Here is a 26,519-nt window from a genome sequence, read left to right as displayed (position 1 = left end):
TGCGAGCGTCCCGCACGCAGCGTGATGGGGGAAGGGGGACGTGCCCGATCAAGGCACGCCGGGGCTCGTTCGGGCCCGTTTGGGCGCACCCGACCCTCCCTCGGTCAGGGTCGTCGGTCAGGGTGCCGTCTGCCCCGTCAGACGGGCGTGAAGCGAGCGGGCGGAGGCGTCGGTGAGGGAGGCGATCTGGTCGACGACGACCCGCTTGCGGGCCCGGTCGTCGGCGGCCCGGTCGAACAGCGCGCGGAACTGGGGGTCGAGGCCGGCCGGGGCGCGCGCGGTGAGCGCCTCGGCGAGTTCGCTGATGACGACACGCTGGTCGGCGCGCAGGCGTTCCTGCTCGGCCCGCTGCATGACGTACCGGTCGGCGACCGCCTTGAGGACCGCGCACTCCAGGCGCGTCTCGTACGGGACGACGAGTTCGGCGCCGTAACGCGTGAGGCGGCCCGCGCCGTGGAGCGCACGGGTGGCCGACTCGGCGGCGAGGCAGAAGCGGCCGATGAGCTGGCTGGTGGCGTCCTTCAGGCCGGCCTGGGCGACCGCCGTGCCGTCGTAGCCGTGCGGCCACCACTCCTGGTCCAGGAGACGGTCCAGGGCGGCGGCGAGTTCGGCCGGATCGGTGTCGTCCGGAACGTAGCGGCCGACGGCGACCCGGAAGACCTCCTGGCGTTCCGGTTCGGCGTGCAGGCAGCCCGGGTCGATGTGTCCCGCGTGCAGGCCGTCCTCCACGTCGTGCACCGAGTACGCCACGTCGTCCGCCCAGTCCATGACCTGCGCCTCGAAGCATGTGCGCGTGCCCGGCGCCTCCTTGCGGACCCAGTCGAAGACCGGCCGGTCGTCCTCGTACACACCGAACTTGCGGGACGCGGGGTCCGTGGGGTGGGCGCCCCGGGGCCACGGGTACTTGGTGGCGGCGTCGAGGGCGGCCCGGGTGAGGTTGAGGCCGACGGAGCCCTCGGCGGTGAAGCGCTTGGGCTCGATACGGGTGAGGAGGCGCAGTGACTGGGCGTTGCCCTCGAAGCCGCCGCAGTCCTGCGCGAAGTCGTTCAGGGCCTGTTCGCCGTTGTGGCCGAACGGGGGGTGACCCAGGTCGTGGGAGAGACAGGCCGCCTCGACCAGGTCGGGGTCGCAGCCCAGGGCCGCACCGAGCTCGCGGCCGACCTGGGCGCACTCCAGGGAGTGGGTGAGGCGGGTGCGGGGCGTGGCGTCCCATGCGTCGGTGCGCTCTCCCGGGGTGACCACCTGGGTCTTGCCGGCGAGTCTTCTCAGCGCCGAGGAGTGCAGGACGCGTGCGCGGTCTCGTTGGAAGGCGGTACGGCCTGGACGCTTGTCGGGCTCGGGAGCCCAGCGTTCGGTTGACGGCGGGTCATAGGCGGTGAGGGGTGCGGTGCCTTCCATGCTTCGACAGTAAGCGGCGGTACTGACAAATGGGTGCCTACTCGTCTGCCGGGTTCTGCTGTCGGATCAGGCGGCGTTGCTCTTGCCGCCCGCTTCCAGTGCCTGGTCGTAGCGGTGGAGGAGGAGGTCGGCCATGGCGGGGTGGGTGCCCAGCGGGGCGGACGCCATCCAGGGGGCTGCTTGCGCGCACTCGGTTGCGAAGCGGCCGGGGGCGGTGAAGTAGGAGGCGATCGCCACCCGGTCCCGGCCCCTCGCCGCCAGGGCCCGGACCGCCGTGTCGACCGTCGGGGTCGCTGTGGAGGCGTAGGCGGGGATCACCGGGACGCCCAGGCGGTGGGCCAGGAGGTGGGCGGTGCGGCGGGTGTCGACGGCCGAGTCGGGGTCGCGGGAGCCGGCCGCCGCGAGGACCACCGCGCTCGTCCGGCGTTCCGCGTCCGTCATGTCCGTGCGCCAGCCCGCCTCGACCAGACGGGAGTGCAGCGTCTCCACCAGCAGGGGGTGCGGGCCGAGCGGGGCCGCCACGCGCGTGCGTACCCGAGCCCTGGCGGCCATCTCGGGGATGTCCCGCTTGACGTGGTAGCCGCGGGCCAGCAGCAGCGGGACCAGGACGGCGTCCGTCGTGTCGTGGGCGTCGAGGTCGGCGAGGGTGTCCGCCAGCAGGGGCTCGTTGAGCTCGATGTGGCCGAGGTGGACCGGCAGGCCGGGACGCTGCTCGCGGACGCGGTCCAGGAGCGTGCGCACGGTGCTCAGGGCGCGCGGGTCGCGGCTGCCGTGGGCGACGACGACCAGCGCGGGCGGGCCGGGTCGCCGGCGGCCGTCGAGGTGGACGAGGCTTGGCTGGCTCATGCACCGATCGTGACGGCCCGAGGTTGCACTGCCGTTGCCTGACCGTCACGAGTTCTTTCCGGGGGTTCACGGCGGGCGGGGCGGCGGTGTGAGATGCCGCTCGGACGCGGGAGCGACGCGGGAGGCGAACCGGGGGGCGAACCGGGGGGCGAACCGGAATCGAACCTGGATCGAACCGGATCTCTGTTCGCTGCGTCTTCCCAGGCCGAAGGGGTTGTCGACCCGGGGGGACACCGTATGAACATCCGTCGACCGCGGCTGCCGCGTACCCGTGCGGGACGGCGCCGGCTGGTGCAGGCCGTGATGGCGGGGTGTGTGCTGGCGCTGCTGCCGTCCACCTGGATGTGGGTGACGACGGCGGACCGGCTCGGTACGACGGCGGACGCGCCGCGCACCGAGGTCGCCGTCGTCTTCGGCGCGGGTCTGTGGGACGGCGAGCCGTCGCCGTATCTCGCGCACCGGCTGGACGCGGCGGCCACGCTGTACCGGGAGGGCCGGATCAAGGTCGTGCTCGTGACGGGCGACAACAGCCGGAAGGACTACGACGAGCCCGACGCGATGCGCATGTACCTGACGAAGCACGGGGTGCCCGACGCGCGGATCGTCAGCGACTACGCCGGTTTCGACACCTGGGACTCCTGTGTCCGCGCCAAGAAGATCTTCGGCGTCGACCGGGCCGTACTGATCAGCCAGGGGTTCCACATCCGGCGGGCCGTCGCCCTGTGCGAGGCGGCGGGCGTGGACTCGTACGGCGTCGGCGTCGCCGCGAAACACGACGTGACCTGGTATTACGGGGGCGCCCGGGAGGTCCTCGCGGCCGGCAAGGCGGCCCTGGACGCGCTGTTCGAGCCGGACCCCCGGTTCCTCGGGCCGAAGGAGCAGGGCGTGACGAGGGCGCTGGCCGACGGGCGGTAACGGGACGGCGGCGGGCGGGGTCGGCGGGTCGGTCGCCGGCGTGGCGGACGCCTCACGGTGGGCCGGGGGCGGTCGGGAGGGCACCACCACACCGCCGTAACAGGAGACCGCACGGGGTGTAACACGGCCGACGCACGCTGAGGCGTATGCGGACCACCTCGACACCCACCCACTGCCCGTACTGCGCCCTGCAGTGCGGGATGGCCCTGTCGCCCCTGCCCACGGGGGGTGTCGAGGTGGTCGAGCGCGCGGACTTCCCGGTGAACCGGGGCGCGCTGTGCGGCAAGGGCCGTACGGCGGCTCAGGTGCTCTCGTCCCGGGTGCGGCTGACCTCCCCGTTGGTGCGGTCCGGCGACACGCTCGTGCCGGCCACCTGGGACGAGGCGCTCGACCGGATCGCCGGGGAGCTGACGCGGGTGCGGGACGTGCACGGGGCCGACGCGCTCGGGGTGTTCGGCGGGGGCGGGCTGACGAACGAGAAGGCGTACACGCTCGGCAAGTTCGCGCGGGTCGTGCTCGGCACCTCGCAGATCGACTACAACGGGCGCTTCTGCATGTCGTCCGCGGCGGCGGCCGGCATCAAGGCGTTCGGGCTCGACCGGGGGCTGCCGTTCCCGCTGGAGGACATCCCAAAGACGGGGTGCGTGATCCTCGTCGGGTCGAACCTCGCGGAGACCATGCCGCCCTCCCTGCGGTTCTTCAACGAACTGCGGGAGAACGGCGGCACGTTGATCGTGATCGACCCGCGCCGGACGAAGACCGCCGAACAGGCCGACCTGCATCTCGCGCCCCGGCCCGGGACGGATCTCGCCCTCGCCCTCGGCCTGTTGCACCTGATCGTCGCCGAGGGGCGGGTCGACGAGGAGTACGTGCGGGAGCGGACCGTCGGCTGGGAGGACGCGCGGGCCGCGGCCATGGCGCACTGGCCGGAGTACGTGGAGCGGATCACGGGGGTGTCCGTTCCACAACTGAGGGAGACAGTGCGGCTGTTCTGCGAGCCCGAGACCGCGATGGTGCTCACCGCGCGCGGGCCCGAGCAGCAGTCCAAGGGAACCGACACGGTCGGCGCCTGGATCAACCTGTGCCTGGCGACGGGCCGGGCGGGACGCCCGCTCAGCGGCTACGGCTGCCTCACCGGGCAGGGCAACGGGCAGGGCGGGCGCGAACACGGCCAGAAGGCCGACCAGTTGCCCGGCTACCGAAAGCTGGACGATCCGGCGGCCCGGGCGCACGTGGCCGAGGTGTGGGGCGTCGACCCCGACTCACTGCCCGGACCGGGACGCAGCGCCTACGAGCTGCTGGACGCCCTGGGCACGGACATCCGCTCGCTGCTGCTGATGGGGTCCAACCCGGTGGTGTCCGCGCCGCGGGCGGCCCATGTCGAGGAACGTCTGAAGTCCCTTGATTTCCTTGCCGTCTGTGACGTCGTCCTGTCGGAGACGGCGCAACTCGCGGACGTCGTCCTGCCGGTCACCCAGTGGGCGGAGGAGACGGGGACGACGACGAGCCTGGAAGGGCGGGTGCTGCTGCGCCGGCAGGCGATCACCGCCCCGGAGGGCGTGCGCAGCGACCTGGAGGTGCTGCACGAGCTGGCGGCCCGGCTGGGCGTCGAGAAGGGCTTCCCGACCGAGCCCGAGGAGGTCTTCGAGGAGCTCCGGCGGGCCAGCGCCGGCGGCATCGCGGACTACTCCGGGATCAGCTACGCGCGGCTGGCGGAAGGAGCGGGCGAGGGCGTGTTCTGGCCCTGCCCGGCGGAGGAGGAGACGGACGCGGGGGGCGCGGCGGGCGGGGAGCAGGCCGAGCAGGGGCCGTCCGGCACGCCCCGGCTCTTCCTCGACCGGTTCGCCACGCCGGACGGCCGGGCCCGGTTCGTGCCGGTCACGCACCGGCCGGCCGCCGAGGAACCGGACGACGACTACCCCGTGCTGCTCACCACCGGGCGGGTCGTGGCGCAGTACCAGTCCGGCGCGCAGACCCGGCGGGTGGACGAGCTGAACGCCGCCGCGCCCGGCCCGTTCGTCGAACTGCACCCCCGCCTCGCGGCGCGGCTCGGGGCGGCCGAGGGCGACCCGGTGGCGGTCGTGTCCCGGCGGGGGCGCGCCGTCGCACCCGCCCGCATCACCACCGGAATCCGCCCGGACACCGTCTTCATGCCGTTCCACTGGCCGGGCGAGGGCCGCGCCAACACCCTCACCAACCCGGCGCTCGACCCGACCTCACGCATGCCGGAGTTCAAGGTGTGCGCGGTACGGGTGGAGAAGGTGGCGGCTCTCTAGTCCTGCTGGAGTACTAGGACGCGTCGCGGGGCAGGCGCAGGGCCAGGCCGTCCAGGACGACCTCCAGGCCGTAGGTGAACTTGTCCTCGCGCAGCGCCACCGGGTCGGTCGCCTCGGCGGCGCTCACGGCGTACTCGCCGGCGAGGTGCTCGTAGGGGGCGGCGGCCTGCTGGGCTGCGGGCATCAGACGGGCGATGAAGTCGGCCTCGCTCTCGCCGGAGCGGGCGACCGTGGTGAGCCAGGCCGCCTCGGTGGTGCTGATGCCGATGACATAACTGAGCAGCGGCTCGATCGCGCGGCCCGGCTCCTCGAAGCCGGCGGCGGTGAACAGGGCGGCCAGACTCTCGGAGAAGGCCATCAGGTTGGGGCCCAGGTAGGCGAGGCCGGCCTGGCCGAGGACCGAGGACAGCCAGGGGTGCCGTAGCGCCGTCGCACGGAAGGAGGCCGCGGCCTCCGTGACGGCGGCGCGCCAGTCGGGGCCGTCGGCGGGCGGGACGTGGATCTCGGCGGCGACCTCGTCCACGGCCAGCTCCATCAGCTCGTCCTTGGTGGCGACGTGCCGGTAGAGGGAGGTCGCGCCGGCGTTCAGGCGCGCGCCCAGCTTGCGCATGCTCAGCGCCTCGATGCCGTCGGCGTCCAGCATCGCGACCGCCTCGCGGACGATCGCGTCCTGGCTGAGCGCGGGCTGGTCGGGCTCGCGCTTCTGCCGGGTCCAGACGGACGGGACGGGCTTCGGGGTCTTCGTCTTGGCGGTCATGGCTTCACTCCCGGCGATCCGACGGCATAGGGCGTACATCGTGCGCCCTCAGCGTACAGAGTTCTACGCTTGCGTACACCGTTCCAGTCTGCGTACAGTGTTCGCAACGGACGGAACACCGTACGCAGCCGCCGAAGTCATCGAAAGGACCGGACTTCCCATGTCGGAAACCCGCAGCCCACGCCGTTGGTGGATCCTCGTCGTGCTGTGCCTGAGCACGCTGGTCCTGACGATCGACAGCATGGCGCTGACCGTCGCGGTGCCCTCGATGACCGAGGACCTCGGCGCGAGCGCCCAGGACACGCAGTGGATCCTCGACTCCTACATCCTGGTCTTCGCCGGCCTGCTGCTGACCTCCGGAAGCCTCGGCGACCGCTTCGGCCGCCGGAAGGTGATGCTGACAGGCCTGCTGCTCTTCGGGGCGGCCTCACTGGCCGCGACGATCTGCACGAACCCCGGTGAGGTGATCGCCGTCCGCACCGCGATGGGCGTCGGCGGGGCGCTGATCATGCCGTCCACCCTCTCGATCCTCATCACCGTCTTCGACGAGGAGGAGCGCGGCAGGGCGATGGCTGCCTGGGGGTCGGTGTCGATGCTGGGCCTGGTCGGCAGCCCCGTGCTCGGCGGTGTCCTGATCGACCACTTCTCCTGGCACTCGATCTTCTTCATCAACGTCCCGGTCGTCGCGCTGGCCGTCGTCGCCGCCGTGGTCCTGATGCCGGAGTCGAAGGCTCCCTGGCAGAAGCCCGACCCGCTGGGCGCGGTGCTCTCCGCGGTCGGCATGACCGCCCTGGTGTGGTGGATCATCGAGCTCCCGCAGCACGGCGCCTTCGGCGGCCGCTCCACCGTCAGCCTCGTGGTCGCCGTCGTCGGTCTGGCCGGCTTCGTGATCTGGGAGAACGTCAGCTCCGCCCCGATGGTCCCGCTGGTCCTCTTCAAGCACCGCAACTTCAGCGGCGGTTCGCTCTCGCTGGCCCTGGTGCAGATCGGCAACGGCGGTCTGCTGCTGGTCCTCACCCAGTACCTGCAGTTCGTCCTCGGCTACTCCCCCGTCAAGGCGGGCCTCGCCTTCCTGCCCCTGGCCGTCGCCGCGCTGATCGGCAACGGCATGGGCGCCAAGTTCGCCGCACAGTACGGCAACCGCTACGTGATCCTGTCCGGCATGCTCGTGATGGTCGCCTGCTTCGCCCTGCTGACGACGGTCGACGCCGACTCCGGCTTCACCGTCCCGGCGATCGCCCTCGGGCTGCTCGGCCTCGGCGCGGGTCTGGCGATGCCGGCCGCGGTGGGCGCGCTGATGGGCACCATCCCCGCGGACAAGGCGGGCGTCGGCTCGGCCCTGAACGACACGATCCAGCAGGCCGGCACGGCTCTGGGCATCGCGATCCTCGGCTCCCTCCTCACCAGCGGCTACGCCGCCGAGATGCCGGCCGACGCCCCCGAGGCGGCCCGGCAGTCCATCGGCGGGGCGCTGGCGGTGGCCGGCGGGGACCAGGGCCTGGTCCGGGCGGCCCGGGAGGCCTTCACCGCCTCGATGACGACGACCTTCACGGTCAGCGCGATCGGTGTGCTGGCGGCTGCGGTCCTGGCCGCCCTGGTGATGCGGGACCGCAAGCCGGAACAGCCGACGGCCGCGCTCGACACGTCGCTGCAGGAGCAGGAGCTGGTCGCCTGAGCGGCTGAACGCCCGTACCGAGAAGGCCGGCACCCTGCGGGGGCGCCGGCCTTCGGCATGGTCGTCAGCCGGCAGCCGCCGGCCGGGAGCCGACGGTCGTCAGCCGGCTGCCGTCCAGCCCGGGATCGCGGGCAGTACCTTCTGCGCGACGCGCAGCAGTGCCGCGTCGTCCGGACGGACGCTGTCCTGACGCCAGATGGCGAGTTCGTAGGAGCCGCCGCCGTCCTTGGTGTCCGGGGCGACGACCAGGGTGCGGGCGATGCCGCCGGGAGCGGTGTCGGACTTGCCGCCGCCGAGGTTGAACTGGATGGCGACCGTCTGGCCCGAGTAGAGCACCGCGGGGTGACCCAGGATCGTCTTCTTCTCCGCCTCGTTCAGCAGCTCCTCCATCCCGCCGACCGGAAAGTCGTCGTAGGACCGCGACAGCTGCACGGTGTAGGTGTCCAGCTGGACGGTCCCCCCGGGGGTCGGGGTCTCCGAGCCGCCCGTCTCGATCGAGCTGTGATTGCCGTAGGCGCTGCGCGCGTGCTCGCGCGGGGTGCCGAGGAGCGTCGGCAGGTCCGCGCGGTTCAGCGCCGTGCACAGCTGGGTCCCGGAGAGGCGGTGCGCCGCCTTCGCGGCCCGGTCGGCCTTCTTGTCCTCGTCGTCGGCGGTGCAGGTCGCCGGCTTGTCGGCGGCCTTCGCGTCGTTCTTGGCGTCGTTCTTCTGGATCACGAACAGCCCGCCCCCGAGCGCCCCGACCACGACCAGCGCCGCGATGGCCTGAGCCCATGCGTTCGGGCCCTTCTCCGGCGCGGCAACTCCCTCGACCATGTCCCCCATGTCCCCTATTACCCCCGGTACGGCCTGCTCGCGCCGGATGCGCGCTGGGGGAGCGTAGCGGGTGATCCAGCCACGCGGAAGAGAGTTGTTCGGGCGACGCCGGGCCGTGCCGTGCGTACGCTCCGCTCCCGGAGGTGCACCATGGGAATGTCCCTGCTCTACCAGGTACTCGAGCCGTTGCCGGACGCCGTGAGCGCGCTGCGACGTGCCCGTGGGCTACTGGGCGCGTTCGCGGAGTGGGCCGAGGAGCCGTTCGCTCCCGAGGTCGGCTCGGTCGTGACGGTCGATCAGTTCCACTACGCACGGCGTCACTTCACCTGGGATGACGTCAGATGCGGTGACGGCAGCCCTCTTCCGCCGGACGGGCTGGCGGAGTTCTGGCGCGTGCTGCCCGGAGGCGGAGTTGGACCTCATGGTCCAGGCCGTGGGCCCGCTGGGATTCGACGTGTCCTGGGAGGGGAGTCTGCGGGGCCCGCCCTCGTCGAAGCTCTGCGGAGTGCAACTCTGCCTCGACAGTGTGTGGACCGACCAGTGCACCGAACCCGCCCCCGGAACCCACGCGGTCTACCTCTCCATAGACACCCGCAACCGCGACGCCCAGGAGGAATGGCTCGAGGGGACCGGGCTGAGCCTCGGCCCGGCAGTGGTCGGCTGGTAGACGCGGCGACCGCGTGGGTTCCGGGGGCGACTCGCCTCAGGACTTGAGTTCGGCGTCGGTGTAGTAGCCGCCCGCGACCAGGACGTACTCGTAGTTGCTCTTGTCGACGGTCGTCGGCTGGAGCAGGTAGGACGGCACGGTCTTGACGCCGTTGTTGTAGGACCTTCTGTTGTTTATCTTCGGCGTCTTGCCGGTGAGGATGTCGTCGGCCATCTCCGCGGCGACCCCGGCGAGCAGGCGGAGGTCCTTGTAGACGGTCTGCGACTGCTGGCCCGCGATGATCGACTTCACCGAGGCCAGTTCGGCGTCCTGACCGGTGATGACCGGCAGGGGCTTGTTTCCGGAGCCGTAGCCGTCCTCCTTCAGCGCGTTCAGGACGCCGATGGAGATGCCGTCGTACGGCGACAGGACCGCGTCGACCGCCTTGGTGCTGTACGACGCGGAGAGGATGCCCTCCATGCGCTTCTTCGCGGTGGGGCCGTCCCAGCGCAGGGTGGTGATCTGCTTGAGCGCGGTCTGGCCGGACCGGACGACCAACTGCTTGTTGTCCAGGTACGGCTGGAGGAGGTGCATCGCGCCGTCGAAGAAGTACTTGGTGTTGTTGTCGTCGGGGGAGCCGGCGAACAGTTCGATGTTGAACGGGCCCTTGCCCTTCTCCAGGCCGAGCTTGTCGATGATGTAAAGGGCCTGGTACCGGCCGACCTGCTCGTTGTCGAAGGAGACGTAGTAGTCGACGTTCGGGGTGCCGAGGATGAGCCGGTCGTAGGAGATGACCGGGATCTTGGCGGCGGCGGCCTGCTGGAGCACGCCGTTCAGCGACCTGTTGTCGATGGCCGCGATGATCAGTGCGTCGACGCCCTCCTTGATCAGGCCCGCGATCTGGGAGACCTGGGTTTTCGGATCGTCCTGGCCGTAGAGCAGCTTGGCCTGGTATCCCTTGGCCTTCAGGTCGTTGACCACGCTCTTTCCGTCGGTGAGCCAGCGCTCGGAGGCCTCGGTCGGCATGGCGATGCCGATGGTGCCGCCGGCCTTCTTGGAGCTGCCCGTGGTGCTCTCGCCGCACGCGGACAGGGTGAGGGCCAGAGAGGCGGCTCCGGCGATCGTGGCGAGCGCGGCTCTTCGGTTGCGCATGGTGATCGTTCCTCGTTCTTCTTGTCGTTGAGAGGGTGACGGCGTACCCGCGGACCGGACTCAGGGGGATCGGCGCGCCGCGGCGGATCCGCACGCGGTCGCCGACGTCGTCGGGGACGTGGTGCGCACGTGCAGGCACGGGGAACAGGCGGCGGGTCGCGCTGAGACGACTGCGGGTCGGAACACCTGGGCATACGTCAGGCCACGCCATGGCGCGCCTGTCACGTATGTCCCGATTCCGGTGGTGCGCAGTGCGCTTGCCTTTCAGCCGTTCGAAATACCGTCACATGATCGGAAGTTTGGCGCGAGATTAGGAGGAGGCGTGCGGGGTGTCAACGGTCCGAACAGAAACGGTCTCAGAAAGTACCGAAAACAGCGGCGATGACGACCCAGCGGCCGCCCCGGTCCCGAGGACCGAGGCGGCCGCGTCACCTGCCCGGGAGCGTGCCCAGGAGCGTCGGCGGGGTCAGTTCACGTTGACCGCGCTCCAGGCCGCCGCCACCGCGTTGTACTCCGTGCTGCCGTTGCCGTAGAGGTCCTTCGCCGCGTTGAGGGTCGCCGTCCGCGCCCCCGCGTAGTTCGTGGAGGACGTCATGTAGACCGTCAACGCCCGGTACCAGATCGCGCCGAGCTTGTCGCGGCCGATGCCGGTCACCGTGGAGCCGTTGTACGTAGGGGAGTTGTACGTCACGCCGTTGATCGTTTTCGTGCCGCTGCCCTCGGCCAGCAGGTAGGCGAAGTGGTTGGCGACGCCCGAGGAGTAGTGGACGTCGAGGTTGCCGACCGAGCTGCTCCAGTAGTCGGCGGAGTTGCCGTCCTTGCTCGGCTTGTCCATGTAGCGCAGGGCGTCCCGGCCGAAGCCGGAGCGGACTATCTTCTCGCCGATGAGGTAGTCGCCGGGGTCGGAGGAGTTGTTCGCGTAGAACTCCACCAGGGAGCCGAAGATGTCGGACGTCGCCTCGTTCAGGCCGCCCGACTCGCCCGAGTAGGTCAGCGCGGCCGTCTTGGACGTCACGCCGTGGGACATCTCGTGGCCGGCCACGTCCAGGGCGACCAGCGGGCCGAGCTGGGTGCCGTCACCGTCGCCGTAGGTCATGCAGAAGCAACTGTCGTCCCAGAAGGCGTTGTTGTAACTGTTGCCGTAGTGGACGCGGTTGTAGGAGCCCTTGCCGTCGTTGCCGATGCCGTTGCGGCCGTGCACGTTCTTGTAGTAGTCCCAGGTCACGTCGGTGCCGTACTGGGCGTCGACGGCGGCCGTGGAGCGGTCGGCGCTCGCCCCCGTGCCCCAGTGGTTGTCCGCGTCCGTGAACAGGGTCGCGGGGGCGCGGCTGATGCAGATGCCGAAGATGCACAGGTCGGTCTTGTTGGCCGCGTCGCCGGTGTAGGTGTTGCCCCGCGTCGGGTCCTTGAGCTGGTACGTCGCCCCCGAGAGGGTCGCCTCCAGCGGGACCGTGCCGCCGTACAGGGACTTGCCGTCGCCCGTCGCCGTCTCGATGGTGTCCCAGGCGTCGATCTGCGCGCCGGTGCGGGCGTCGGTGAGCACCGCGCGGGCGACCGGGTTGCCGAGCGAGTCCAGGGCGACGACGTTCGTCCGCCAGGCCAGCCTCGGGGCGCCGTGCAGGGCGTCGACGACCAGCTGCGGCTTGGCCTTCACCTGCTTGAGCGTCTCGCCCAGGTTGGCCGCGCGCAGGGCGTTGACGGCCACGTCGGCGGCCTTGGGCGCGGACAGCTTCGGTGTGATGCTCGCCAGCGAGATCGCCGCCCGCGTCGCCCGGTTCGCGCTGCGGTAGCTGCCGTCGGGGGCCAGGTGGACGACGAAGTCACCGCCCAGGACGGGGAGTTGGCGGTAGGTGCGGTCGTAGCGGATGTGCTGGGCGCCGTCCTTGTCGACGACCACGTCGCGGACGGAGGTGCCCTGCACGGAGGTCAGGCCCAGGGTCGCCGCGTGGTCGGCGAGGGCCGCCGCCGCGTTGTCCAGGGCGGTGGCCCGGGTCGGTCTGTCGGCCGCGTCGGCGACCGGGGACAGTACGGCGGCCAGGAGCGTGGCCGTGGTGGCGGCGATGCCGGCGGTGGCGAGACGGGAACCTCGGACGTGCTGCCGTATCCGACTCATCAGTGTCTTCGGTCTCCTCGGGAAGGCGCCGTGGGGGGCGCGTGTGGGGGTGCTTGGGGAGTGGCGCCGATGTCGTCCTGGCATTTAAGTGGGCATGACATGTCATGTCCATAGCGCCAACGCGAGAGACCGGTGTGGGGGCCGTGAGGGGAGAGAATCGTTTCCGTGACCGCCCCTGAACTCCCCTTCTTCGTCTACGGCACTCTCCGCCCCGGCGAGGTCAACCACGACGCCTTCCTGCGCGGCCGCACCCTGCGCGAGGAGCCGGCCCGGCTCGGCGGCGCGGTGCTGTACGACGGCCCCGGCTACCCCTACGTGGTCGAACAGCCGGGCGCCGCGGGCGCGTCCGTCGTCGGGGAGCTCGTGACGGCCCTCCCGGCGGCGTACGCACGGCTGCTCGCCGAGCTCGACCGGCTGGAGGAGTACCGGCCGGGCGACCCTCGCAACCTCTACGAGCGCGTCGAGCGGGCGGTGCTCGGCGAGGACGGCTCGACTCCCGTACGCGCCTGGGTGTACGTCGCCGCGCCCGCCGTCGCCGCCCGGCTGCGGGCCCGGGGGAAGCCGATCGAGGGCGGGGACTGGCTCACGCGGGGGTGACCGACTCGCGCGGGGGTGACCGACTCGCGCCGGGGTGACCCACTCGCGCGGCGGTGGCCGGTCACCCGTTCACACCCTCTTCGGAAGCTTTTCCGCACTTTGCCGCCCGCACGGCGATGACCTGCCCAAACGCAGGTGACGGCAGCCGTACGTCGCCGCATCTGACACCCATTCATCCCATTACTGACGCGACATCAGCAAGCGCGCACTCGCCGCTGCGACTTACCTCGGAAAGGCAGAGAACCTCAGAAGATCCCGAAGATCCCGAAGATCTCGAGGTCCTCGAGGACCTCAAAGACCCCGAAGACCCCGAACAGCCCGTGAGGAGCACCGATGCGACGCACCACCCGGCTGCTGACCGGTACCGCGCTCGCCGTCACCGCCGCGGCCGGCCTCGCCGGACCCGCCCACGCGGCCGGCACGCGGGCCGGAAACCTGGAGGTGTACCCCTCCGTCGCGGTGCCGGGCGGCCAGGTGTCGGTGAACACGGCGGCGTGCGGGAACGGCCATGCGGCGGCGGGCGACGCCGGCGCGGTGGGCGCCGGTCGTTTCACGCTCGCGCCCAGCGCGCACGAGGGCGAGGCCGCGGGCCGGTTCCAGGTGCCGCCCAGCGCGCAGCCGGGGACGTACGAGATCGTCGCGGAGTGCGGCGGGGACGGGCGGCGGATCACCGGGGACCTGGTGGTCACGCTGGCCTCGGACCGGCAGCCGACGGCTCCGCGCGGAAGTGTGAAGACGGGGGTCGGCGGCGCGCTGGGCACCGACCCCGTGCAGACCGCGGCCGGTGTGGCGGCTCTCGCCGTCGCCGCCGCGGGCGGTACCTGGCTCCTGCATCGCCGGGCGAGAGGCGACGGGTTCTGACGGACACCCTCCGCTGTCCGTCAAGCAGGTACCGCATGTCCCCTCCCCCTCCGGGTCCGACGCCCCTCGCGGCCCGGAGGGGGCTCGGGGCCCCCTCACCGAGAGGAGTTCCACGATGCGCCGCGAAGTCGGCAACACCGCGATAGCGGCCGTCACCGCGGTCGCCCTGTGCTCCGGCGCCTGGCTGCTGCACAGCGGCGCCGAGACGCACCCCCCGCCGCAGCCGTCCGCGGCCCAGGCCCGCTCGGGGAGCACGGACGTACGCTCCGTCCCCGCCCTGCCGCCGTCCCCGCCCATCCGCATCCGCATCCCCGCGATCAGGGTGAACGCCCCGATGATGGGCCTGGGCCTGACGGCCGGCGGCAGCCTCGACGTGCCGCCCCCCGGGAGGAAGAACCTCGCCGGCTGGTACGAGGCCGGCGCCACGCCCGGAGAGACCGGCACCGCGATCGTGGCCGGCCACGTCGACAACGCCGACGGCCCCGCCGTCTTCTACGACCTCGGCGCGCTGCGCAAGGGCAGCACCGTGGAGGTGGACCGCCGCGACGGCGGCGCGGCCCTGTTCACCGTCGACGCCGTCGAGGAGTACGAGGCCAGCCACTTCCCCGACGAGAAGGTGTACGGAGCGGCCGACCGGCCCGAGCTGCGGGTGATCACCTGCGGGGGCGGCTACTCCAAGTCGACCGGCTACCAGGGGAACGTGGTCGTCTTCGCGCACCTCACCGGGAGCCGCTGAGCACGGTCGCTGCGATGGTCCGGGCGATCGTCCGCGCGCAGTCCAGCGCCTCGCTGTGCGTGGTGTCGACCTCCAGGTCGTAGATCACGCCCCAGTGCACGAGCTCCGCCTGCCGCTCGGCCATCCCCCGCACCCGGTCGCCGCGCACGATCTCCCGCCCCGCGGCCACCGCGGCCTCGCACCGGACGCCGACCCACAGCACGTCGAGTCCGTCGAGGACCTTGCGCCACCCCTCCTGGGACCGCGTGCCGCCGAGGAAGACGTCGTCGATGATCACCCGGGCGCCGGCGTGGACCATCGCGGCGACGCCAGTCGCCCACGCCGCCTGCAGCCTCATGAACTCGTCGTCGACGCTCACCTCGCCGTCCGCGGCGAGCTCGATCCCGGCGCCCGCCCCTGGCATCGCCTCGATCAGCGAGTCGACGCCGAAGGCCAGCCAGGGCTCCGGCAGGACCTCCTGCAGACATCGCACGATCCCCGACTTGCCGGAGCTGGAGCCGCCGTTCAGCACGATCACCTGAGTCGTCACACGCGTCGTCACGCGGGTCACAGTAGGGGGCCGGGCCCGACTCCCCCACTCGTTTTCAGGCGATCCACTGGTCGTAGGCCAGGTTCGCGACCAGCGCGAACACCACCGTCAGCAGGACGACCCGGACGAATCCGCTGCCCTTCTTCAGGGCCGTGTGCGCGCCGAGGGTGCCGCCCGCGAGGTTGAAGACGGCCATCACGGCGGCCAACTGCCACAGCACGGCGCCCTGCCAGGCGAAGGTCGCGAGCGCCCCGGCGTTGGTGCAGCAGTTGACGATCTTGGCGGTGGCGGAGGCGGTGACCAGGTCGAGGTGGAGGACGGCGGTGAGGGCGAGGACCAGGAAGGTGCCCGTGCCGGGGCCGATGAGACCGTCGTAGAAGCCGATGCCGAGGCCGGCGAGGGCGATGGCCGCCAGGGTCCGGCAGCGGGAGGCCGGACCGGCGGCGGGGGCCGTGCCGAAGGCGGGGCGCAGGATCACGAAGGCCGCCACGCCCAGCAGCACCACCATGATCACCGGCTTCAGCACCTCGGTGCTCATCCCCGCGGCGAAGAAGGCCCCGCCGGACGACCCGGCCAGCGCCGCCAGCCCGATCCGCACCGCGAGCCGTACATCCACGGGCGTGCGACGCGCGTAGGTCACGGCCGCGCCCGAGGTGCCGACGATCGCGACCGCCTTGTTGGTGCCGAGCGCGGTCGCCGCCGGCGTCCCGGCCGGGAGGCCGAGCAGCAGCACGGGCAGGAGCAGCAGCCCTCCCCCGCCGACCACCGCGTCGATCCAGCCGGCCGCGAGAGCCGCGACGCAGAGCAGCACCAGCATGGTCAGGGATATGTCGGGCATGGTCAGGAACCCTATGCGAGCACGGCCGGCACCTGTGTGGCGGCCGTCGGGGACAACCCTCACACCCACCCTCCGCCCCCGCTGAGGGCAGCGTTCCTCGCGGGAAACAACCGTGATGCGGCCGGGTAACGTCGGCACCGCACGCTCCTGGACATGACCTCGAATTCGCGTGTGGTGGTGATCGGCGCCGGCCTCGCGGGCGTACGACTCGCCCGCCGGCTCGGCGAGCTGGGCACGCCCGCGCTGCTGATCGGCGAGGAGGAGCACCGGCCCTACAACCGGGTCCTGCTCGCCGAGGTGCTGGCCGGGCGGTACGCCCCCGAGGTGATCGCGCTGCCCGCGCCCGCCGGACTGGTCCGGGCCCAGGTCACCGGCATCGACCGCGACCGGCGGACGGTGGCCTGCGCGGACGGCTCGAAGATCGCATACGACACGCTGGTCCTGGCCACCGGCTCCAACCCGGTACTGCCGCCGCTGCGCGGTCTGTTCAGGGACGCGTACCTCGCCTCTGCCCGCCGGGCTGACGAGCCGACCGGCTCTTCCGGCCGGGGGTCCGGGGGTCGCCCCCCGGGAAGGCACAGCACCCCTGACCACGTGCTGCCGGAGGGCGTCCACGCCTTCCGCACCATGGACGACTGCCTCGGTCTGTCGAAGGCGGTACGGCCGGGCGTACGGGCCGTCGTCATCGGCGGCGGCCTCCTCGGGGTCTCCGCGGCCCGCGCGCTGGCGATGCGCGGCGCGCAGGTCGTCCTCGCGCAGCAGGCCGAGCGGCTCATGGAGCGCCAGCTCGACCCGAACGCCTCGAAGCTGGTGCTGCGGCACCTGAAGGACCTCGGCGTCGAGGTCCACACCGAGTGCCGGGTGCGCGACGTGCGCTGCGTCGGCGGGGCCGTCCGCTCGGTCGAGATGGCCGACGGTTACACCCTCGGCGCCGATCTGGTGGTGCTGGCCTGCGGGGTCTCCCCGCGCGCCGGACTCGCCAAGGACGCGGGGCTCGCCGTCCACAAGGGCATCCTCGTCGACGACGAACTGCGCACGTCCGACCCGCACATCCGCGCGATCGGCGACTGCGCGCAGCACGACGGGAACGTGTACGGACTGGCCGCCCCGGCGCTCGAACAGGCGGACGTCCTCGCCGAGTCGCTGACCGGCGTCGCCAACTCCCGCTACCGCGGCACCCGTGCCCTCACCCGGCTCACGCTCGCCGGGCAGAGCGCCTTCGACCTCGCCGCGTTCGGCGAGACGGAGCCGCTCCCCGGCGACGACGTCGTGCAGCTCGCCGACGCCACCCGGGGCACCTATCGCAAGGTCGTCGTCCGCGACGACCGCCTGGTCGGCGGGGTCCTCGTCGGCGAACTCGGCACCGTCGGCGCGCTCGCCCGCGCCTGGGAGGGAGCAGAGCCGCTCCCCACGGACGGCGGCCCCCTGCTTCACCTGCTCACCAACGATGGAGGCTCCTGATGACCGCCACCCTGGGGGCCACCCCCACGATCGTGCTCGTCGGCCACGGCATGGTCGGCCAGCGCTTCCTCGAAGCGCTGGCCGAGCGCGGCCTGACCGCCACGCACCGCGTGGTCGTGCTCTGTGAGGAGCCGCGTCCCGCATACGACCGTGTGGCGCTCACCTCGTACTTCTCGGGCAAGACGCCCGAGGACCTCTCCATGACCGACATGGCGTTCATCGAGACACACGGCATCGAGCTGTACGTCGGCGACCCGGCGGAGACGATCGACCGCGAGGCGAAGAAGGTCACCGCCCGCTCCGGTCAGGTCTTCGAGTACGACACCCTCGTCCTCGCCACCGGCTCGTTCCCCTTCGTGCCGCCGGTGCCGAACAAGGACGCCGAGGGCTGCTTCGTCTACCGCACCATCGACGACCTGCTCGCGATCGAGGAGTACGCCAGGACGGCGACGACCGGCGCGGTGGTCGGCGGCGGTCTGCTCGGACTGGAGGCGGCCGGTGCGCTGAAGGGCCTCGGACTCACCTCCCACATCGTGGAGTTCGCGCCCCGCCTGATGCCCGTCCAGGTCGACGAGGGCGGCGGCGCGGCCCTGCTGCGCACCATCGAGGACATGGGCCTGTCCGTCCACACGGGCGTGGGCACGCAGGAGATCGTCGTCGGCGAGAACGGCGCGGTCACCGGCATGAAGCTCTCCGACGGCTCCGAACTCTCCACCGACCTGGTGGTGTTCAGCGCCGGCGTCCGCCCCCGCGACCAGCTCGCCCGCGACTGCGGTCTCACCGTCGGCGAGCGCGGCGGCATCACGGTCGACGAGCAGTGCCGTACGGTCACCGACCCGCACGTCTTCGCGATCGGCGAGTGCGCGCTGGCCTCCGACGGCCGGGTGTACGGCCTGGTCGCCCCCGGCTACGAGCAGGCCGAGACCGCCGCCGCGACGATCGCCCAGGACGAGGCGGAGTTCACCGGCGCCGACCTGTCCACCAAGCTGAAGCTGCTCGGCGTGGACGTGGCGTCCTTCGGAGACGCGCACGGCGCGACCGACGACTGCCTCGACGTCGTCTACTCCGACTCCCGCTCGGGCCTGTACAAGAAGCTGGTCATCGGCCGCGACGGCACGCTGCTCGGCGGCATCCTGGTCGGCGACGCGGAGGCGTACGGCACGCTGAAGGCGTTCACCGGTTCCGTCCCGCCGGTCGCGCCCGAGTCGCTGGTGCTGCCCGCCGGCGCCGGCGAGTCCGTCCAGCTCGGCCCGTCCGCGCTGCCGGACGACGCGATCATCTGCTCCTGCAACAACGTCCGCAAGGGCACCATCCGCGCCGCGGTCACCGACCACCAGTGCACCACCGTGCCCGAGGTGAAGAAGTGCACCAAGGCCGGTACGACCTGCGGCAGTTGCGTCAAGGTCCTCGGCCAGCTCGTCACCGCCGAACTGGAGGCGTCCGGCGTCGAGGTCGACAAGGGCCTGTGCGGCTGCTTCGCGCAGACCCGCGAGGAGCTGTACGAGATCGTCCTCGCCCTGCGCATCAACACCTACCAGGACCTCCTCGACCGCTACGGCCGCGAGGACGCCCGGGGCGGCGACGGCTGCGACATCTGCAAGCCGGCGGTCGCGTCGATCATCGCGTCCCTCGCCCCGACGATCGGCGCGAGCGGCTACGTCCTGGACGGCGAGCAGGCGGCCCTGCAGGAGACCAACGACCACTTCCTCGCCAACCTCCAGAAGAACGGCTCCTACTCGGTCGTCCCGCGCATCCCCGGCGGCGAGATCACCCCCGAGGGCCTCATCGTGATCGGTGAGATCGCCCGCGACTTCGGCCTCTACACGAAGATCACTGGCGGTCAGCGCATCGACATGTTCGGCGCACGCGTCGAACAACTCCCGCTGATCTGGACCCGGTTGGTCGACGCCGGCTTCGAGTCCGGCCACGCCTACGGCAAGTCCCTGCGCACGGTGAAGTCCTGCGTCGGCCAGACCTGGTGCCGCTACGGCGTCCAGGACTCCGTCCGCATGGCGATCGACCTGGAGCTGCGCTACCGGGGACTGCGCTCGCCCCACAAGCTCAAGTCGGCGGTTTCGGGCTGCGCCCGCGAGTGCGCCGAGGCCCAGTCCAAGGACTTCGGCATCATCGCCACCGCAGGCGGCTGGAACCTCTACGTCGGCGGCAACGGCGGCGCCACCCCGCGCCACGCCGACCTCCTCGCCCAGGACCTCGACGACGCCGAACTGATCCGCCTCATCGACCGGTTCCTGATGTTCTACATCCGCACCGCCGACCGCCTGGAGCGCACCTCGACCTGGCTGGAGCGCATCCCCGGCGGCCTGGACCACGTCCGCGACGTGGTCGTGGAGGACTCCCTCGGCATCTGCGAGGAGCTGGAGTCCCTGATGAAGGACCACGTCGCGCACTACGCCGACGAGTGGGCGACCACCATCAACGACCCCGAGAAGCTCGCCCGGTTCGTGTCGTTCGTCAACGCGCCGGACACCCCCGACCCGGTCGTCGGCTTCGTCCCCGAGCGCGACCAGATCAAGCCCGACCTGCCGCTGCTGACCATCGGCCACCGTCCCCTGGAAGGGAGCACCCAGCGATGACCCTGGCAATCGAGACCACCGACCTCAAGGTCCACCTGCGGCTGGAGGAGGGCGGCGAGGACTGGTTCACGGTCTGCGACCTCACCCAGCTGCTCCCCGGCCGGGGCGTGGCCGCCCTGCTGCCCGACGGCCGCCAGGTCGCCCTGTTCCGCGACCGGGCGGGCGAGCTGTACGCCGTCGACAACCGCGACCCGTTCGGCGGCGCGGCCGTCCTCTCCCGCGGCCTGACCGGCACCCACCAGGGCCGCCCGTTCGTCGCCTCCCCGCTGCTCAAGCAGCGGTTCGACCTGCGGAGCGGGGAGTGCCTGGACGACGAGACGGTACGCATCGCGACATACGAGGTACGGACGGCCTGACGGCCAACGGCCAACGGTTGGCGGTTGGCGGTTGGCGGTTGGCGGGCGGACGGTCTGACGGTCTGACGGTCTGACGGGCAGCTGTTGACGGGCGGACGGGACGGGCACGCCCGTCCTGTCGTCGCCCGTCCTGCCTACCTACCTGCCTACCGGCGGCCGGGCGCCGTGGGCTCAAGGTGTCTGGCCGACCGGGGTGCGGGCACGCCGGGCAGGGTCGGCACCGCCGGGAGCCGGACCACCGCGTCCAGGCCGCCGCGCGGCGCGGGCCGCAGGGCCACCTCGCCGCCGCTCGCGTGGGCGAGGCGCTGCACCAGGGCGAGGCCCAGACCGGTACCGCCCTTGGGCGCGTCCGGGGCGCGCCAGAAGCGGTCGAAGGCGCGCCGCCGCTGTTCCTCGGTCATGCCCGGCCCCTCGTCCATGACGTGCAGCTCGACCCACGCCGGACCCGCCGGACGACTCGGCTGCCGGTGCGGGAAACGCCGCTCGTGGGATGGGGTGCCCCCGGGGGTCTGGTGGCGAGGGTCGATCGAGACCGTGGAGCCCGAGGGCGCCACCCGCAGGGCGTTGGAGAGCAGGTTGTCGAGGATCTGCTCCACCGCGCCGGGCAGCGCCAGCACCTCGCCCGCGTAGTCCCCGGCCAGCGCCAGCCAGACGCCGTGCTGCTCGTACAGCGGCGTCCAGGCGCGGTGGCGCTCCGCGCACACCCGGCCCAGATCGACCGTCTCCCGTTCGGCGGCGCTCTCGTCGAGCCGGGCCATCGCGAGCAGCCCCTCGACCATCCGGGCCAGCCGGTCGGTCTCGGTCAGCGCGGCGGTGAGCGAGCCCCGCGCGTTCAGGGCGATGTCGTTCTCCAGGTTCTCCAGCCGCAGCCGCAGCGCCGCGAGGGGCGTCTTCAGCTGGTGCGAGGCCTCGCCGGCGAACGCCCGCTGGGAGGCCAGGAGGTGTTCCAGACGGGCGGCGGTGCGGTTGAACGTCGCGGCGAGACTGCGGACCTCCGGCGGCCCCTTGGTGATCGCGACGGGCGTTGCGGCACCGCCGACGGCCAACTCATGGGTGGCGTGCTCCAGTTCACGGATCGGACGGCCGGTCCAGCGGGCGATGACGAACCCGAGGGCGGCGACCGCGGTGAGCGCGGCGAGGCCGCCGAGCGCAAGCAACAGCCACACGTGGTGAACGCGTTCGGACACCATCCGGGTCGGCAGGGTGATCCGGACGGCGCCCTGCTCCTCGACGCCGTGCCGGACCGGGGCGGCCACCGCCAGATACTGCACCCCGCCGATGGTGGACGTGCGGACGTCCGCCGTCGCCGTCCCCTGGAGCGCGGCGGCGATGCCCGGCCAGGCGGCCAGGCCGCGTTCCTCGCTCGCGGTGAGCGGATGCGAGCTGGCCAACAGCGAGCCGCGCTCGTCGACGATCAGCACCTTGCCGCCGATGCGTTCGGCGCAGTGCGCGGCCCGCTCGGGCAGGTCCTGCGCCGCCCGGCCGGCCGAGATGGACAGCGAGGCGAACGCCGACACCGACTCCGCCTCGTCCTTCGCCGCGTTCATCACCCGCTCCCGCTCGCCCCGCGAGTACACGAAGCCCAGCGGGATCTCCAGACAGACCAGGACGAGCGCGGCGAGCGTGAGATAGCTGAGCAGCAGCCGACGGGTCATCGGTAGGCCGCCGTGGGGTGAGGCTCGTCGAACCGACGGGCCGAGGTGAAGTCGTGGGCCTGAGTGAAGTCGTGGTCGTGGGTCTGGGTGAAGTCGTGAGTTCCGTGGGGGTACGGGGCCGGCGGCTCGTATGCGGGAGGCGCGGGTGCCTGCTGTGACGCGGGGGCATTTTGCGGGGCGGGGGCGTACTGCGGGGTGGGGTCGTACTGCGGGGCGGGTGCCTGCCGTGTGTCCGGTGAGGTGGTCTGCACGGCCAGCCGGAAGCCCACTCCGCGAAGGGTCTGTATCCAGGCCGGGTGGCCCAACTTCCTTCGCAGGGTGGCCACATGGACGTCCAGTGTCTTCGTCGGCCCCTGGTAGTGCGGATCCCACACCCGGTCGAGGATCTGCTGCCGCGAGTAAACGGCCCCCGGATCCTCGGTGAGCAGCGCGAGCAGCTCGAACTCCTTGGGCGTCAGCGTCACCGAGTCCGGCCCGACCCAGACCTGCCGGGTCCGCCGGTCGACGACGAGGGGGCCGACGGCATCGCCAGTGAGCTGCGGCTGCGGCTGCGGCTGCGGCTGCGGCTGCGGCTGCGGCTGCGGCTGGGCGTTGTAGCCGGGGGCCGTCTCGGTGAAGTCCCTTTTCTGAAGCCCCCGTTGGGTCCGTCGGGTCACCGCGCGCACCCGGGCCACCAGTTCACGCATGCTGAAGGGCTTCGCCAGGTAGTCGTCGGCGCCCAGCTCCAGTCCCAGGACGCGGTCCGCCTCCTCGCCCCGCGCGCTGAGGATGATGATGGGGACGTCGGAGGCCTGTCGGATGCCCCGGCAGACGTCGATGCCGTCGATGTCGGGCAACCCCAGGTCGAGCAGGACGACATCGCCGTACGGGCCCCTCAACCCCTCGTTCCCGGTGCTGACGTGATGCACCGTCAGGCCGAAGTTGCCAAGGCCCTCGACGAGCGGTTCGGCGATCGTCCGGTCGTCCTCGATGAGCAGGACTCGTACACCCATGCGTTCCCGTCTCTCCCGTGAACCGAATTCGCGTGTTCCGTGGATCCGTTGCTCCGTCACGCTACAAGAACGGTAAGAAAAACGCCGCACCCCTCCCGGACAATGTGAGCAGCGGCTCAACTCCGTACGAAAACTGTCCCATTTTTGTCGGCGGTTTAGCGTTCCTCTAACCTTCGCCTGGCAAACGCCCCTCTACGGTGATGAGGAACTGGTCGGACCCCCACGACGACCAGCTCTGACCTGGGAGGATCCGTGAAGGCATTGCTGGACCGCGCCCGCTCGTTCAAACGACGGGTCGACTTCGAAAGCGGCGAATACCGACGGCTGGCCGAAGGCCAATATCCCGAGGCATTGTTCATCACCTGCTCGGACTCACGGGTGATACCCGCTCTGATCACGGGCGCACGGCCCGGTGAGATATTCGAGCTGCGAAACGCGGGCAATATCGTTCCGCCGCACGGCCGGCAGGGCGCCTCGGGCGAGGCCGCCACCATCGAGTACGCACTGGAGGTGCTCGGCGTTCAGGACATCGTGGTGTGCGGCCACTCCCACTGCGGCGCGATGGGCGCCCTCAAGTCCGGCGACGACCTCTCCGCCCTGCCCGGCGTGGACGCCTGGCTGCAACTGGCCCGCCCGAGGCTGGCGTCCGTCCTGGACGGCGACGTCGAGGACCCGTCGATGCCGGACGTCGCCCAGCTGAACGTCGTCAACCAGCTTTCCGTGCTGCGGAGTTACCCGACGGCGCGCCGCCATCTCGACGCGGGACGGCTGCGACTGCACGGCTGGTACTACGAGGTGGACACCGGCCAGGTGCACGAGCTCGACGCGGACGGTCTGTTCCGGGTGCACGCGGCATGAGCGGCGCACACGCGACGAGGACCCGCGGCATGCGGGCCCGCGATCCCAGGGCTCCCGGCCCCAGGGCTCCCGGCCCCAGGACTCCGGACAACAGGGCTCCCGACAACAGGGCCGACGCCCCTACAGAAGGCACGACCGGTTACCCGGCGAAGCCCCAGCAGTCCCAGCAGCCCCAGACAGGGCCGCGGGGGGCCAAGGGCGGCCCGAAGGCGGATCTCGCCACCGAGATCACCGCGTCCCTCGTCGTCTTCCTGGTCGCGCTGCCGCTGTGCATCGGCGTGGCCGTCGCCTCCGGCGTCTCCCCCGAGCTGGGCATCATCTCGGGCGTCATCGGCGGTCTGGTGGTGGGCGCGGCGCGCGGCAGCACGCTCCAGGTGAGCGGCCCGGCCGCCGGTCTCGCCGCGCTGGTCGCGGAGACCGTGCTGGAGTACGGCGTGGCCATGCTCGGCGTGATCGTGCTCTTCTCCGGGCTCCTCCAGATCGTTCTCGGTCTGGTGAGACTGGGCCGGTTCTTCCAGGCGATCTCGCTGGCCGTCGTCCAGGGCATGCTCGCGGGCATCGGTCTGCCGCTGATGTTCAGCCAGGCGTACCCGGCGATGGACGCGAAGGCCCCCGGCACCCCGCTGGAGAACATGGCCGGCATCCCCGGCCTGCTCGCGAACACCTTCGCCGACCCGCAGGCGCTGATCGCGGCGGGCCTGGGCGTCGTCACCGTCGTCCTGAGCTTTCTCTGGAAGAAGGCGCCGGGGCCGATCAAGAAGGTGCCCGCGGCCCTGGTCGCGGTGGGCATCGGCATCGCGGTGGCCGCGACCCCGGGCGTGGACGTCAAGACGCTCCAGGTCGGCAACCTGCTGGCCTCGGTCGACGTCCCCGGCCCGGAGCAGTTCGCGGGGCTGGCGGACGCCGGGATCATCACCGCGATCCTCACCTTCACCGTGATCGCCTCGGCGGAGTCCCTGTTCACGGCCGCGGCGGTGGACCGTATGCACGACGGACCGCGCACCCGCTACAACCCCGAGCTGATCGCCCAGGGCGCCGGAAACACCCTCGCGGGACTCGTCGGCGCGCTGCCCATCACGGCGGTGGTGGCCCGCAGCTCGGCGAACGTCCAGGCGGGCGCCAAAACCCGGCTCTCCCGCACCCTGCACGGCCTGTGGCTGCTGGCCTTCGCGCTCCTGCTCCCCCAGGTGCTGGCCCTGATCCCGATCTCGGTGCTCGCGGGCGTGCTCGTCCACAGCGGCTGGAAGCTCTTCGCGCCCGCCGAGTTCCCGAAGATGTGGCGGCAGGACCGCGGCGAGTTCGCGGTCATGACCCTCACCACGCTGGTCATCGTGGCGACAGCACTCCTGGAGGGCGTCCTGATCGGCCTCGCGGCAGGCATCGTGCTGGCCGCGGTGCGCATGTCGCAGACGGTCATCCGGCAGCACATCGAGGACGACACCGCGAAGGTGGTGATGGCCGGCAACGCGACCTTCCTGCGGCTGCCCCAGGTCATCGAGGCCCTGGAGTCCGCCGCCGAGGCCGGAAAACCCCGCATCCGGCTCGACCTCACCGGCGTCACCCACCTCGACCACGCCTGCCGCAGCCAGGTGGAGGAGTTCACCGCCCAGCAACGCGGCAAGGGCCTACGGGTGGAACTACTGATGCCGGGCCCGGCGAAACAATCCCCTGCGGGGGCCGAGCAGCCGGTGGGCGAGGGCATGGTCCCGGTGGCCGAACGCCCCGCGCCCCCGCAGCCCGACCCACAGCCCGACCCGCTGCCGCGCCGCCAGCCCGTCCCGGCATCCGCCACCGCGTCCGCCCCCGGCCCCACCGCCGAGTGGTTCTACCTGGACACCACGCCGATGCCGGAGGACTTCGCACAGAGGTACGTGGAGGAGTACGCGGACGAATACCTCCCCGAGCCCCCGCAGGACCACGAGCAGAGCTACGGGCAGAACTACGGGCAGAACTACGGGCAGGACTACCGCCAGAACCACGGCCGGGACTACGGCCAGAGCCACGGAGGCGGATACGCGCAGGGCTACTCCTCCTACTGACAGGGCCCGGGCGGGCGGCGTAGGTACAGGTCACGTGCGGCCGGACGGCCGCACCACCCCCGTGCTTCCGCACCCCCGAACCCTCCGACGAAGCCGCAACCCCGGTGCGCGGTCCGGTGTCCCCCAGAACATCGGCCGCGCACCGCAGCGCGGTCGGCGGAGATCGGGGAACGCTCATGAACCTTTCGCACGTCTCGCGCGCCGCGACCGTCCTCGCCGTCGCGGCGGTCACCACCCTCACCGCGACCTCGGCATTGGCATCGACACCGGCACCCGTATCTGCACCGGCCCCGGCACCAGGACGGGGGCAGGCCATCGAGACCCAGGCCCACCGCAGCACCCCGTACGCCTGGGCCACCCGCAGGGGCAGCACCATGGGCATCTACGGCATCGACATGCACGGCCAAGCTTC

22 protein-coding genes are annotated in these 26,519 nt (G+C 71.7%); 12 read left to right on the top strand and 10 right to left on the bottom strand.

From position 1 onward, the window contains the following. Positions 1 to 117: 117 nt before the first annotated feature. Both ACIBTS_RS05740 and ACIBTS_RS05735 read right to left on the bottom strand, forming a co-directional pair. Entirely contained in the window at positions 118 to 1,398 is a 1,281-nt protein-coding gene (locus tag ACIBTS_RS05740) for a deoxyguanosinetriphosphate triphosphohydrolase (RefSeq protein ID WP_399316861.1), read from the bottom strand. Between the two features lie 66 nt (positions 1,399 to 1,464). Then, entirely contained in the window at positions 1,465 to 2,244 is a 780-nt protein-coding gene (locus ACIBTS_RS05735; RefSeq protein WP_399316860.1) for a sirohydrochlorin chelatase, read from the bottom strand. Positions 2,245 to 2,481: 237 nt separating this feature from the next. On the opposite strand from ACIBTS_RS05735, the gene ACIBTS_RS05730 reads away from it, so the two are divergent. Together ACIBTS_RS05730 and ACIBTS_RS05725 are read left to right on the top strand one after the other, a co-directional pair. Then, complete coding sequence (locus ACIBTS_RS05730) at positions 2,482 to 3,159, top strand: vancomycin high temperature exclusion protein (RefSeq protein ID WP_399316858.1); 678 nt, start codon at positions 2,482 to 2,484, stop codon at positions 3,157 to 3,159. 146 nt (positions 3,160 to 3,305) lie between these two features. Next, entirely contained in the window at positions 3,306 to 5,435 is a 2,130-nt protein-coding gene (locus ACIBTS_RS05725; protein WP_399316856.1) for a molybdopterin oxidoreductase family protein, read from the top strand. A 13-nt stretch (positions 5,436 to 5,448) separates the two neighbouring features. Here the strand turns inward: ACIBTS_RS05725 and ACIBTS_RS05720 are convergent, their stop codons facing one another. Continuing rightward, the gene (locus ACIBTS_RS05720; protein WP_399316854.1) at positions 5,449 to 6,192 is read right to left on the bottom strand and encodes a TetR/AcrR family transcriptional regulator; all 744 of its coding nucleotides are present in this window, start codon (positions 6,190 to 6,192) and stop codon (positions 5,449 to 5,451) included. A 160-nt stretch (positions 6,193 to 6,352) separates the two neighbouring features. Between ACIBTS_RS05720 and ACIBTS_RS05715 the strand changes: the two genes are divergently transcribed. Beyond that, positions 6,353 to 7,867 (top strand): MFS transporter, encoded by a 1,515-nt coding sequence (locus ACIBTS_RS05715; RefSeq protein WP_399316852.1) that lies wholly within the window; start codon positions 6,353 to 6,355, stop codon positions 7,865 to 7,867. Positions 7,868 to 7,966: 99 nt separating this feature from the next. Here the strand turns inward: ACIBTS_RS05715 and ACIBTS_RS05710 are convergent, their stop codons facing one another. Next, positions 7,967 to 8,689, bottom strand: a complete 723-nt coding sequence (locus tag ACIBTS_RS05710) for a DUF6215 domain-containing protein (protein ID WP_399316850.1) — start codon at positions 8,687 to 8,689, stop codon at positions 7,967 to 7,969. A gap of 412 nt (positions 8,690 to 9,101) precedes the next feature. Here ACIBTS_RS05710 and ACIBTS_RS05705 point away from each other — a divergent pair, with 412 nt between their 5' ends. After that, a complete protein-coding gene (locus tag ACIBTS_RS05705; RefSeq protein ID WP_399316849.1) occupies positions 9,102 to 9,347 on the top strand; it encodes a hypothetical protein in 246 nt (81 codons plus the stop codon). Between the two features lie 36 nt (positions 9,348 to 9,383). Here ACIBTS_RS05705 and chvE read toward each other — a convergent pair whose 3' ends face one another. Both chvE and ACIBTS_RS05695 read right to left on the bottom strand, forming a co-directional pair. Further along, positions 9,384 to 10,478 carry a multiple monosaccharide ABC transporter substrate-binding protein gene (gene chvE, locus ACIBTS_RS05700; RefSeq protein WP_399316847.1) on the bottom strand — a complete coding sequence of 365 codons (1,095 nt, stop codon included), beginning with the start codon at positions 10,476 to 10,478 and terminating at the stop codon, positions 9,384 to 9,386. A 466-nt stretch (positions 10,479 to 10,944) separates the two neighbouring features. Beyond that, on the bottom strand, positions 10,945 to 12,591 hold the full coding sequence (locus tag ACIBTS_RS05695) for a M4 family metallopeptidase (protein ID WP_399316846.1): 1,647 nt from the start codon (positions 12,589 to 12,591) through the stop codon (positions 10,945 to 10,947). Between the two features lie 165 nt (positions 12,592 to 12,756). Between ACIBTS_RS05695 and ACIBTS_RS05690 the strand changes: the two genes are divergently transcribed. From ACIBTS_RS05690 to ACIBTS_RS05680, 3 genes are all read left to right on the top strand, one after another. Beyond that, a complete protein-coding gene (locus tag ACIBTS_RS05690) occupies positions 12,757 to 13,188 on the top strand; it encodes a gamma-glutamylcyclotransferase family protein (protein ID WP_319675602.1) in 432 nt (143 codons plus the stop codon). Between the two features lie 333 nt (positions 13,189 to 13,521). Then, positions 13,522 to 14,049, top strand: coding sequence for a hypothetical protein (locus ACIBTS_RS05685; RefSeq protein WP_399316845.1), 528 nt, complete (start codon positions 13,522 to 13,524; stop codon positions 14,047 to 14,049). 115 nt (positions 14,050 to 14,164) lie between these two features. Next, positions 14,165 to 14,785: a class F sortase gene (locus ACIBTS_RS05680; protein WP_399316842.1), complete on the top strand. Its 621-nt coding sequence runs from the start codon at positions 14,165 to 14,167 to the stop codon at positions 14,783 to 14,785. Here the strand turns inward: ACIBTS_RS05680 and cpt are convergent. Both cpt and ACIBTS_RS05670 read right to left on the bottom strand, forming a co-directional pair. Further along, a complete protein-coding gene (gene cpt / locus ACIBTS_RS05675; protein ID WP_399317196.1) occupies positions 14,769 to 15,314 on the bottom strand; it encodes a chloramphenicol phosphotransferase CPT in 546 nt (181 codons plus the stop codon). The genes ACIBTS_RS05680 and cpt overlap by 17 nt on opposite strands. 55 nt (positions 15,315 to 15,369) lie before the next feature. Continuing rightward, the gene (locus tag ACIBTS_RS05670; protein ID WP_399316841.1) at positions 15,370 to 16,152 is read right to left on the bottom strand and encodes a sulfite exporter TauE/SafE family protein; all 783 of its coding nucleotides are present in this window, start codon (positions 16,150 to 16,152) and stop codon (positions 15,370 to 15,372) included. Between the two features lie 153 nt (positions 16,153 to 16,305). Here ACIBTS_RS05670 and ACIBTS_RS05665 point away from each other — a divergent pair, with 153 nt between their 5' ends. The 3 genes from ACIBTS_RS05665 to nirD are packed head-to-tail and all read left to right on the top strand — an operon-like array spanning position 16,306 to position 20,563. Continuing rightward, complete coding sequence (locus tag ACIBTS_RS05665) at positions 16,306 to 17,613, top strand: NAD(P)/FAD-dependent oxidoreductase (RefSeq protein WP_399316840.1); 1,308 nt, start codon at positions 16,306 to 16,308, stop codon at positions 17,611 to 17,613. Next, positions 17,613 to 20,207: a nitrite reductase large subunit NirB gene (gene nirB, locus ACIBTS_RS05660; RefSeq protein ID WP_319675607.1), complete on the top strand. Its 2,595-nt coding sequence runs from the start codon at positions 17,613 to 17,615 to the stop codon at positions 20,205 to 20,207. The genes ACIBTS_RS05665 and nirB overlap by 1 nt, the downstream gene beginning before the upstream one ends. Further along, positions 20,204 to 20,563, top strand: a complete 360-nt coding sequence (gene nirD / locus ACIBTS_RS05655; RefSeq protein ID WP_319336907.1) for a nitrite reductase small subunit NirD — start codon at positions 20,204 to 20,206, stop codon at positions 20,561 to 20,563. The genes nirB and nirD overlap by 4 nt, the downstream gene beginning before the upstream one ends. Positions 20,564 to 20,709: 146 nt before the next feature. Here the strand turns inward: nirD and ACIBTS_RS05650 are convergent, their stop codons facing one another. Both ACIBTS_RS05650 and ACIBTS_RS05645 read right to left on the bottom strand, forming a co-directional pair. Continuing rightward, complete coding sequence (locus ACIBTS_RS05650; protein ID WP_399316838.1) at positions 20,710 to 22,218, bottom strand: sensor histidine kinase; 1,509 nt, start codon at positions 22,216 to 22,218, stop codon at positions 20,710 to 20,712. Next, positions 22,215 to 23,210: a response regulator transcription factor gene (locus tag ACIBTS_RS05645; protein WP_399316837.1), complete on the bottom strand. Its 996-nt coding sequence runs from the start codon at positions 23,208 to 23,210 to the stop codon at positions 22,215 to 22,217. The genes ACIBTS_RS05650 and ACIBTS_RS05645 overlap by 4 nt, the downstream gene beginning before the upstream one ends. A gap of 252 nt (positions 23,211 to 23,462) precedes the next feature. On the opposite strand from ACIBTS_RS05645, the gene ACIBTS_RS05640 reads away from it, so the two are divergent. Together ACIBTS_RS05640 and ACIBTS_RS05635 are read left to right on the top strand one after the other, a co-directional pair. Then, entirely contained in the window at positions 23,463 to 24,068 is a 606-nt protein-coding gene (locus ACIBTS_RS05640; protein WP_399316835.1) for a carbonic anhydrase, read from the top strand. Further along, positions 24,065 to 26,107, top strand: a complete 2,043-nt coding sequence (locus tag ACIBTS_RS05635) for a SulP family inorganic anion transporter (protein ID WP_399316833.1) — start codon at positions 24,065 to 24,067, stop codon at positions 26,105 to 26,107. Before ACIBTS_RS05640 ends, ACIBTS_RS05635 begins: the two co-directional genes overlap by 4 nt. Positions 26,108 to 26,519: the final 412 nt, after the last annotated feature.

The sequence above is a fragment of the Streptomyces sp. NPDC050121 genome (genome assembly GCF_044460385.1).
GTDB classification, from domain to species: domain Bacteria; phylum Actinomycetota; class Actinomycetes; order Streptomycetales; family Streptomycetaceae; genus Streptomyces; species Streptomyces soliscabiei.
Note: the sequence above shows the minus strand (reverse complement) of the source record. Positions and strands in the feature narration are given on the sequence as shown.

Coding starts and splice junctions, on each gene's coding strand:
- ACIBTS_RS05740 (WP_399316861.1), bottom strand. CDS start 1,398: ATGGAAGGCACCGCACCCCTCACCGCCTATGACCCGCCGTCAACCGAA.
- ACIBTS_RS05735 (WP_399316860.1), bottom strand. CDS start 2,244: ATGAGCCAGCCAAGCCTCGTCCACCTCGACGGCCGCCGGCGACCCGGC.
- ACIBTS_RS05730 (WP_399316858.1), top strand. CDS start 2,482: ATGAACATCCGTCGACCGCGGCTGCCGCGTACCCGTGCGGGACGGCGC.
- ACIBTS_RS05725 (WP_399316856.1), top strand. CDS start 3,306: ATGCGGACCACCTCGACACCCACCCACTGCCCGTACTGCGCCCTGCAG.
- ACIBTS_RS05720 (WP_399316854.1), bottom strand. CDS start 6,192: ATGACCGCCAAGACGAAGACCCCGAAGCCCGTCCCGTCCGTCTGGACC.
- ACIBTS_RS05715 (WP_399316852.1), top strand. CDS start 6,353: ATGTCGGAAACCCGCAGCCCACGCCGTTGGTGGATCCTCGTCGTGCTG.
- ACIBTS_RS05710 (WP_399316850.1), bottom strand. CDS start 8,689: ATGGGGGACATGGTCGAGGGAGTTGCCGCGCCGGAGAAGGGCCCGAAC.
- ACIBTS_RS05705 (WP_399316849.1), top strand. CDS start 9,102: ATGGTCCAGGCCGTGGGCCCGCTGGGATTCGACGTGTCCTGGGAGGGG.
- chvE (WP_399316847.1), bottom strand. CDS start 10,478: ATGCGCAACCGAAGAGCCGCGCTCGCCACGATCGCCGGAGCCGCCTCT.
- ACIBTS_RS05695 (WP_399316846.1), bottom strand. CDS start 12,591: ATGAGTCGGATACGGCAGCACGTCCGAGGTTCCCGTCTCGCCACCGCC.
- ACIBTS_RS05685 (WP_399316845.1), top strand. CDS start 13,522: ATGCGACGCACCACCCGGCTGCTGACCGGTACCGCGCTCGCCGTCACC.
- ACIBTS_RS05680 (WP_399316842.1), top strand. CDS start 14,165: ATGCGCCGCGAAGTCGGCAACACCGCGATAGCGGCCGTCACCGCGGTC.
- ACIBTS_RS05670 (WP_399316841.1), bottom strand. CDS start 16,152: ATGCCCGACATATCCCTGACCATGCTGGTGCTGCTCTGCGTCGCGGCT.
- ACIBTS_RS05665 (WP_399316840.1), top strand. CDS start 16,306: ATGACCTCGAATTCGCGTGTGGTGGTGATCGGCGCCGGCCTCGCGGGC.
- nirB (WP_319675607.1), top strand. CDS start 17,613: ATGACCGCCACCCTGGGGGCCACCCCCACGATCGTGCTCGTCGGCCAC.
- nirD (WP_319336907.1), top strand. CDS start 20,204: ATGACCCTGGCAATCGAGACCACCGACCTCAAGGTCCACCTGCGGCTG.
- ACIBTS_RS05650 (WP_399316838.1), bottom strand. CDS start 22,218: ATGACCCGTCGGCTGCTGCTCAGCTATCTCACGCTCGCCGCGCTCGTC.
- ACIBTS_RS05645 (WP_399316837.1), bottom strand. CDS start 23,210: ATGGGTGTACGAGTCCTGCTCATCGAGGACGACCGGACGATCGCCGAA.
- ACIBTS_RS05635 (WP_399316833.1), top strand. CDS start 24,065: ATGAGCGGCGCACACGCGACGAGGACCCGCGGCATGCGGGCCCGCGAT.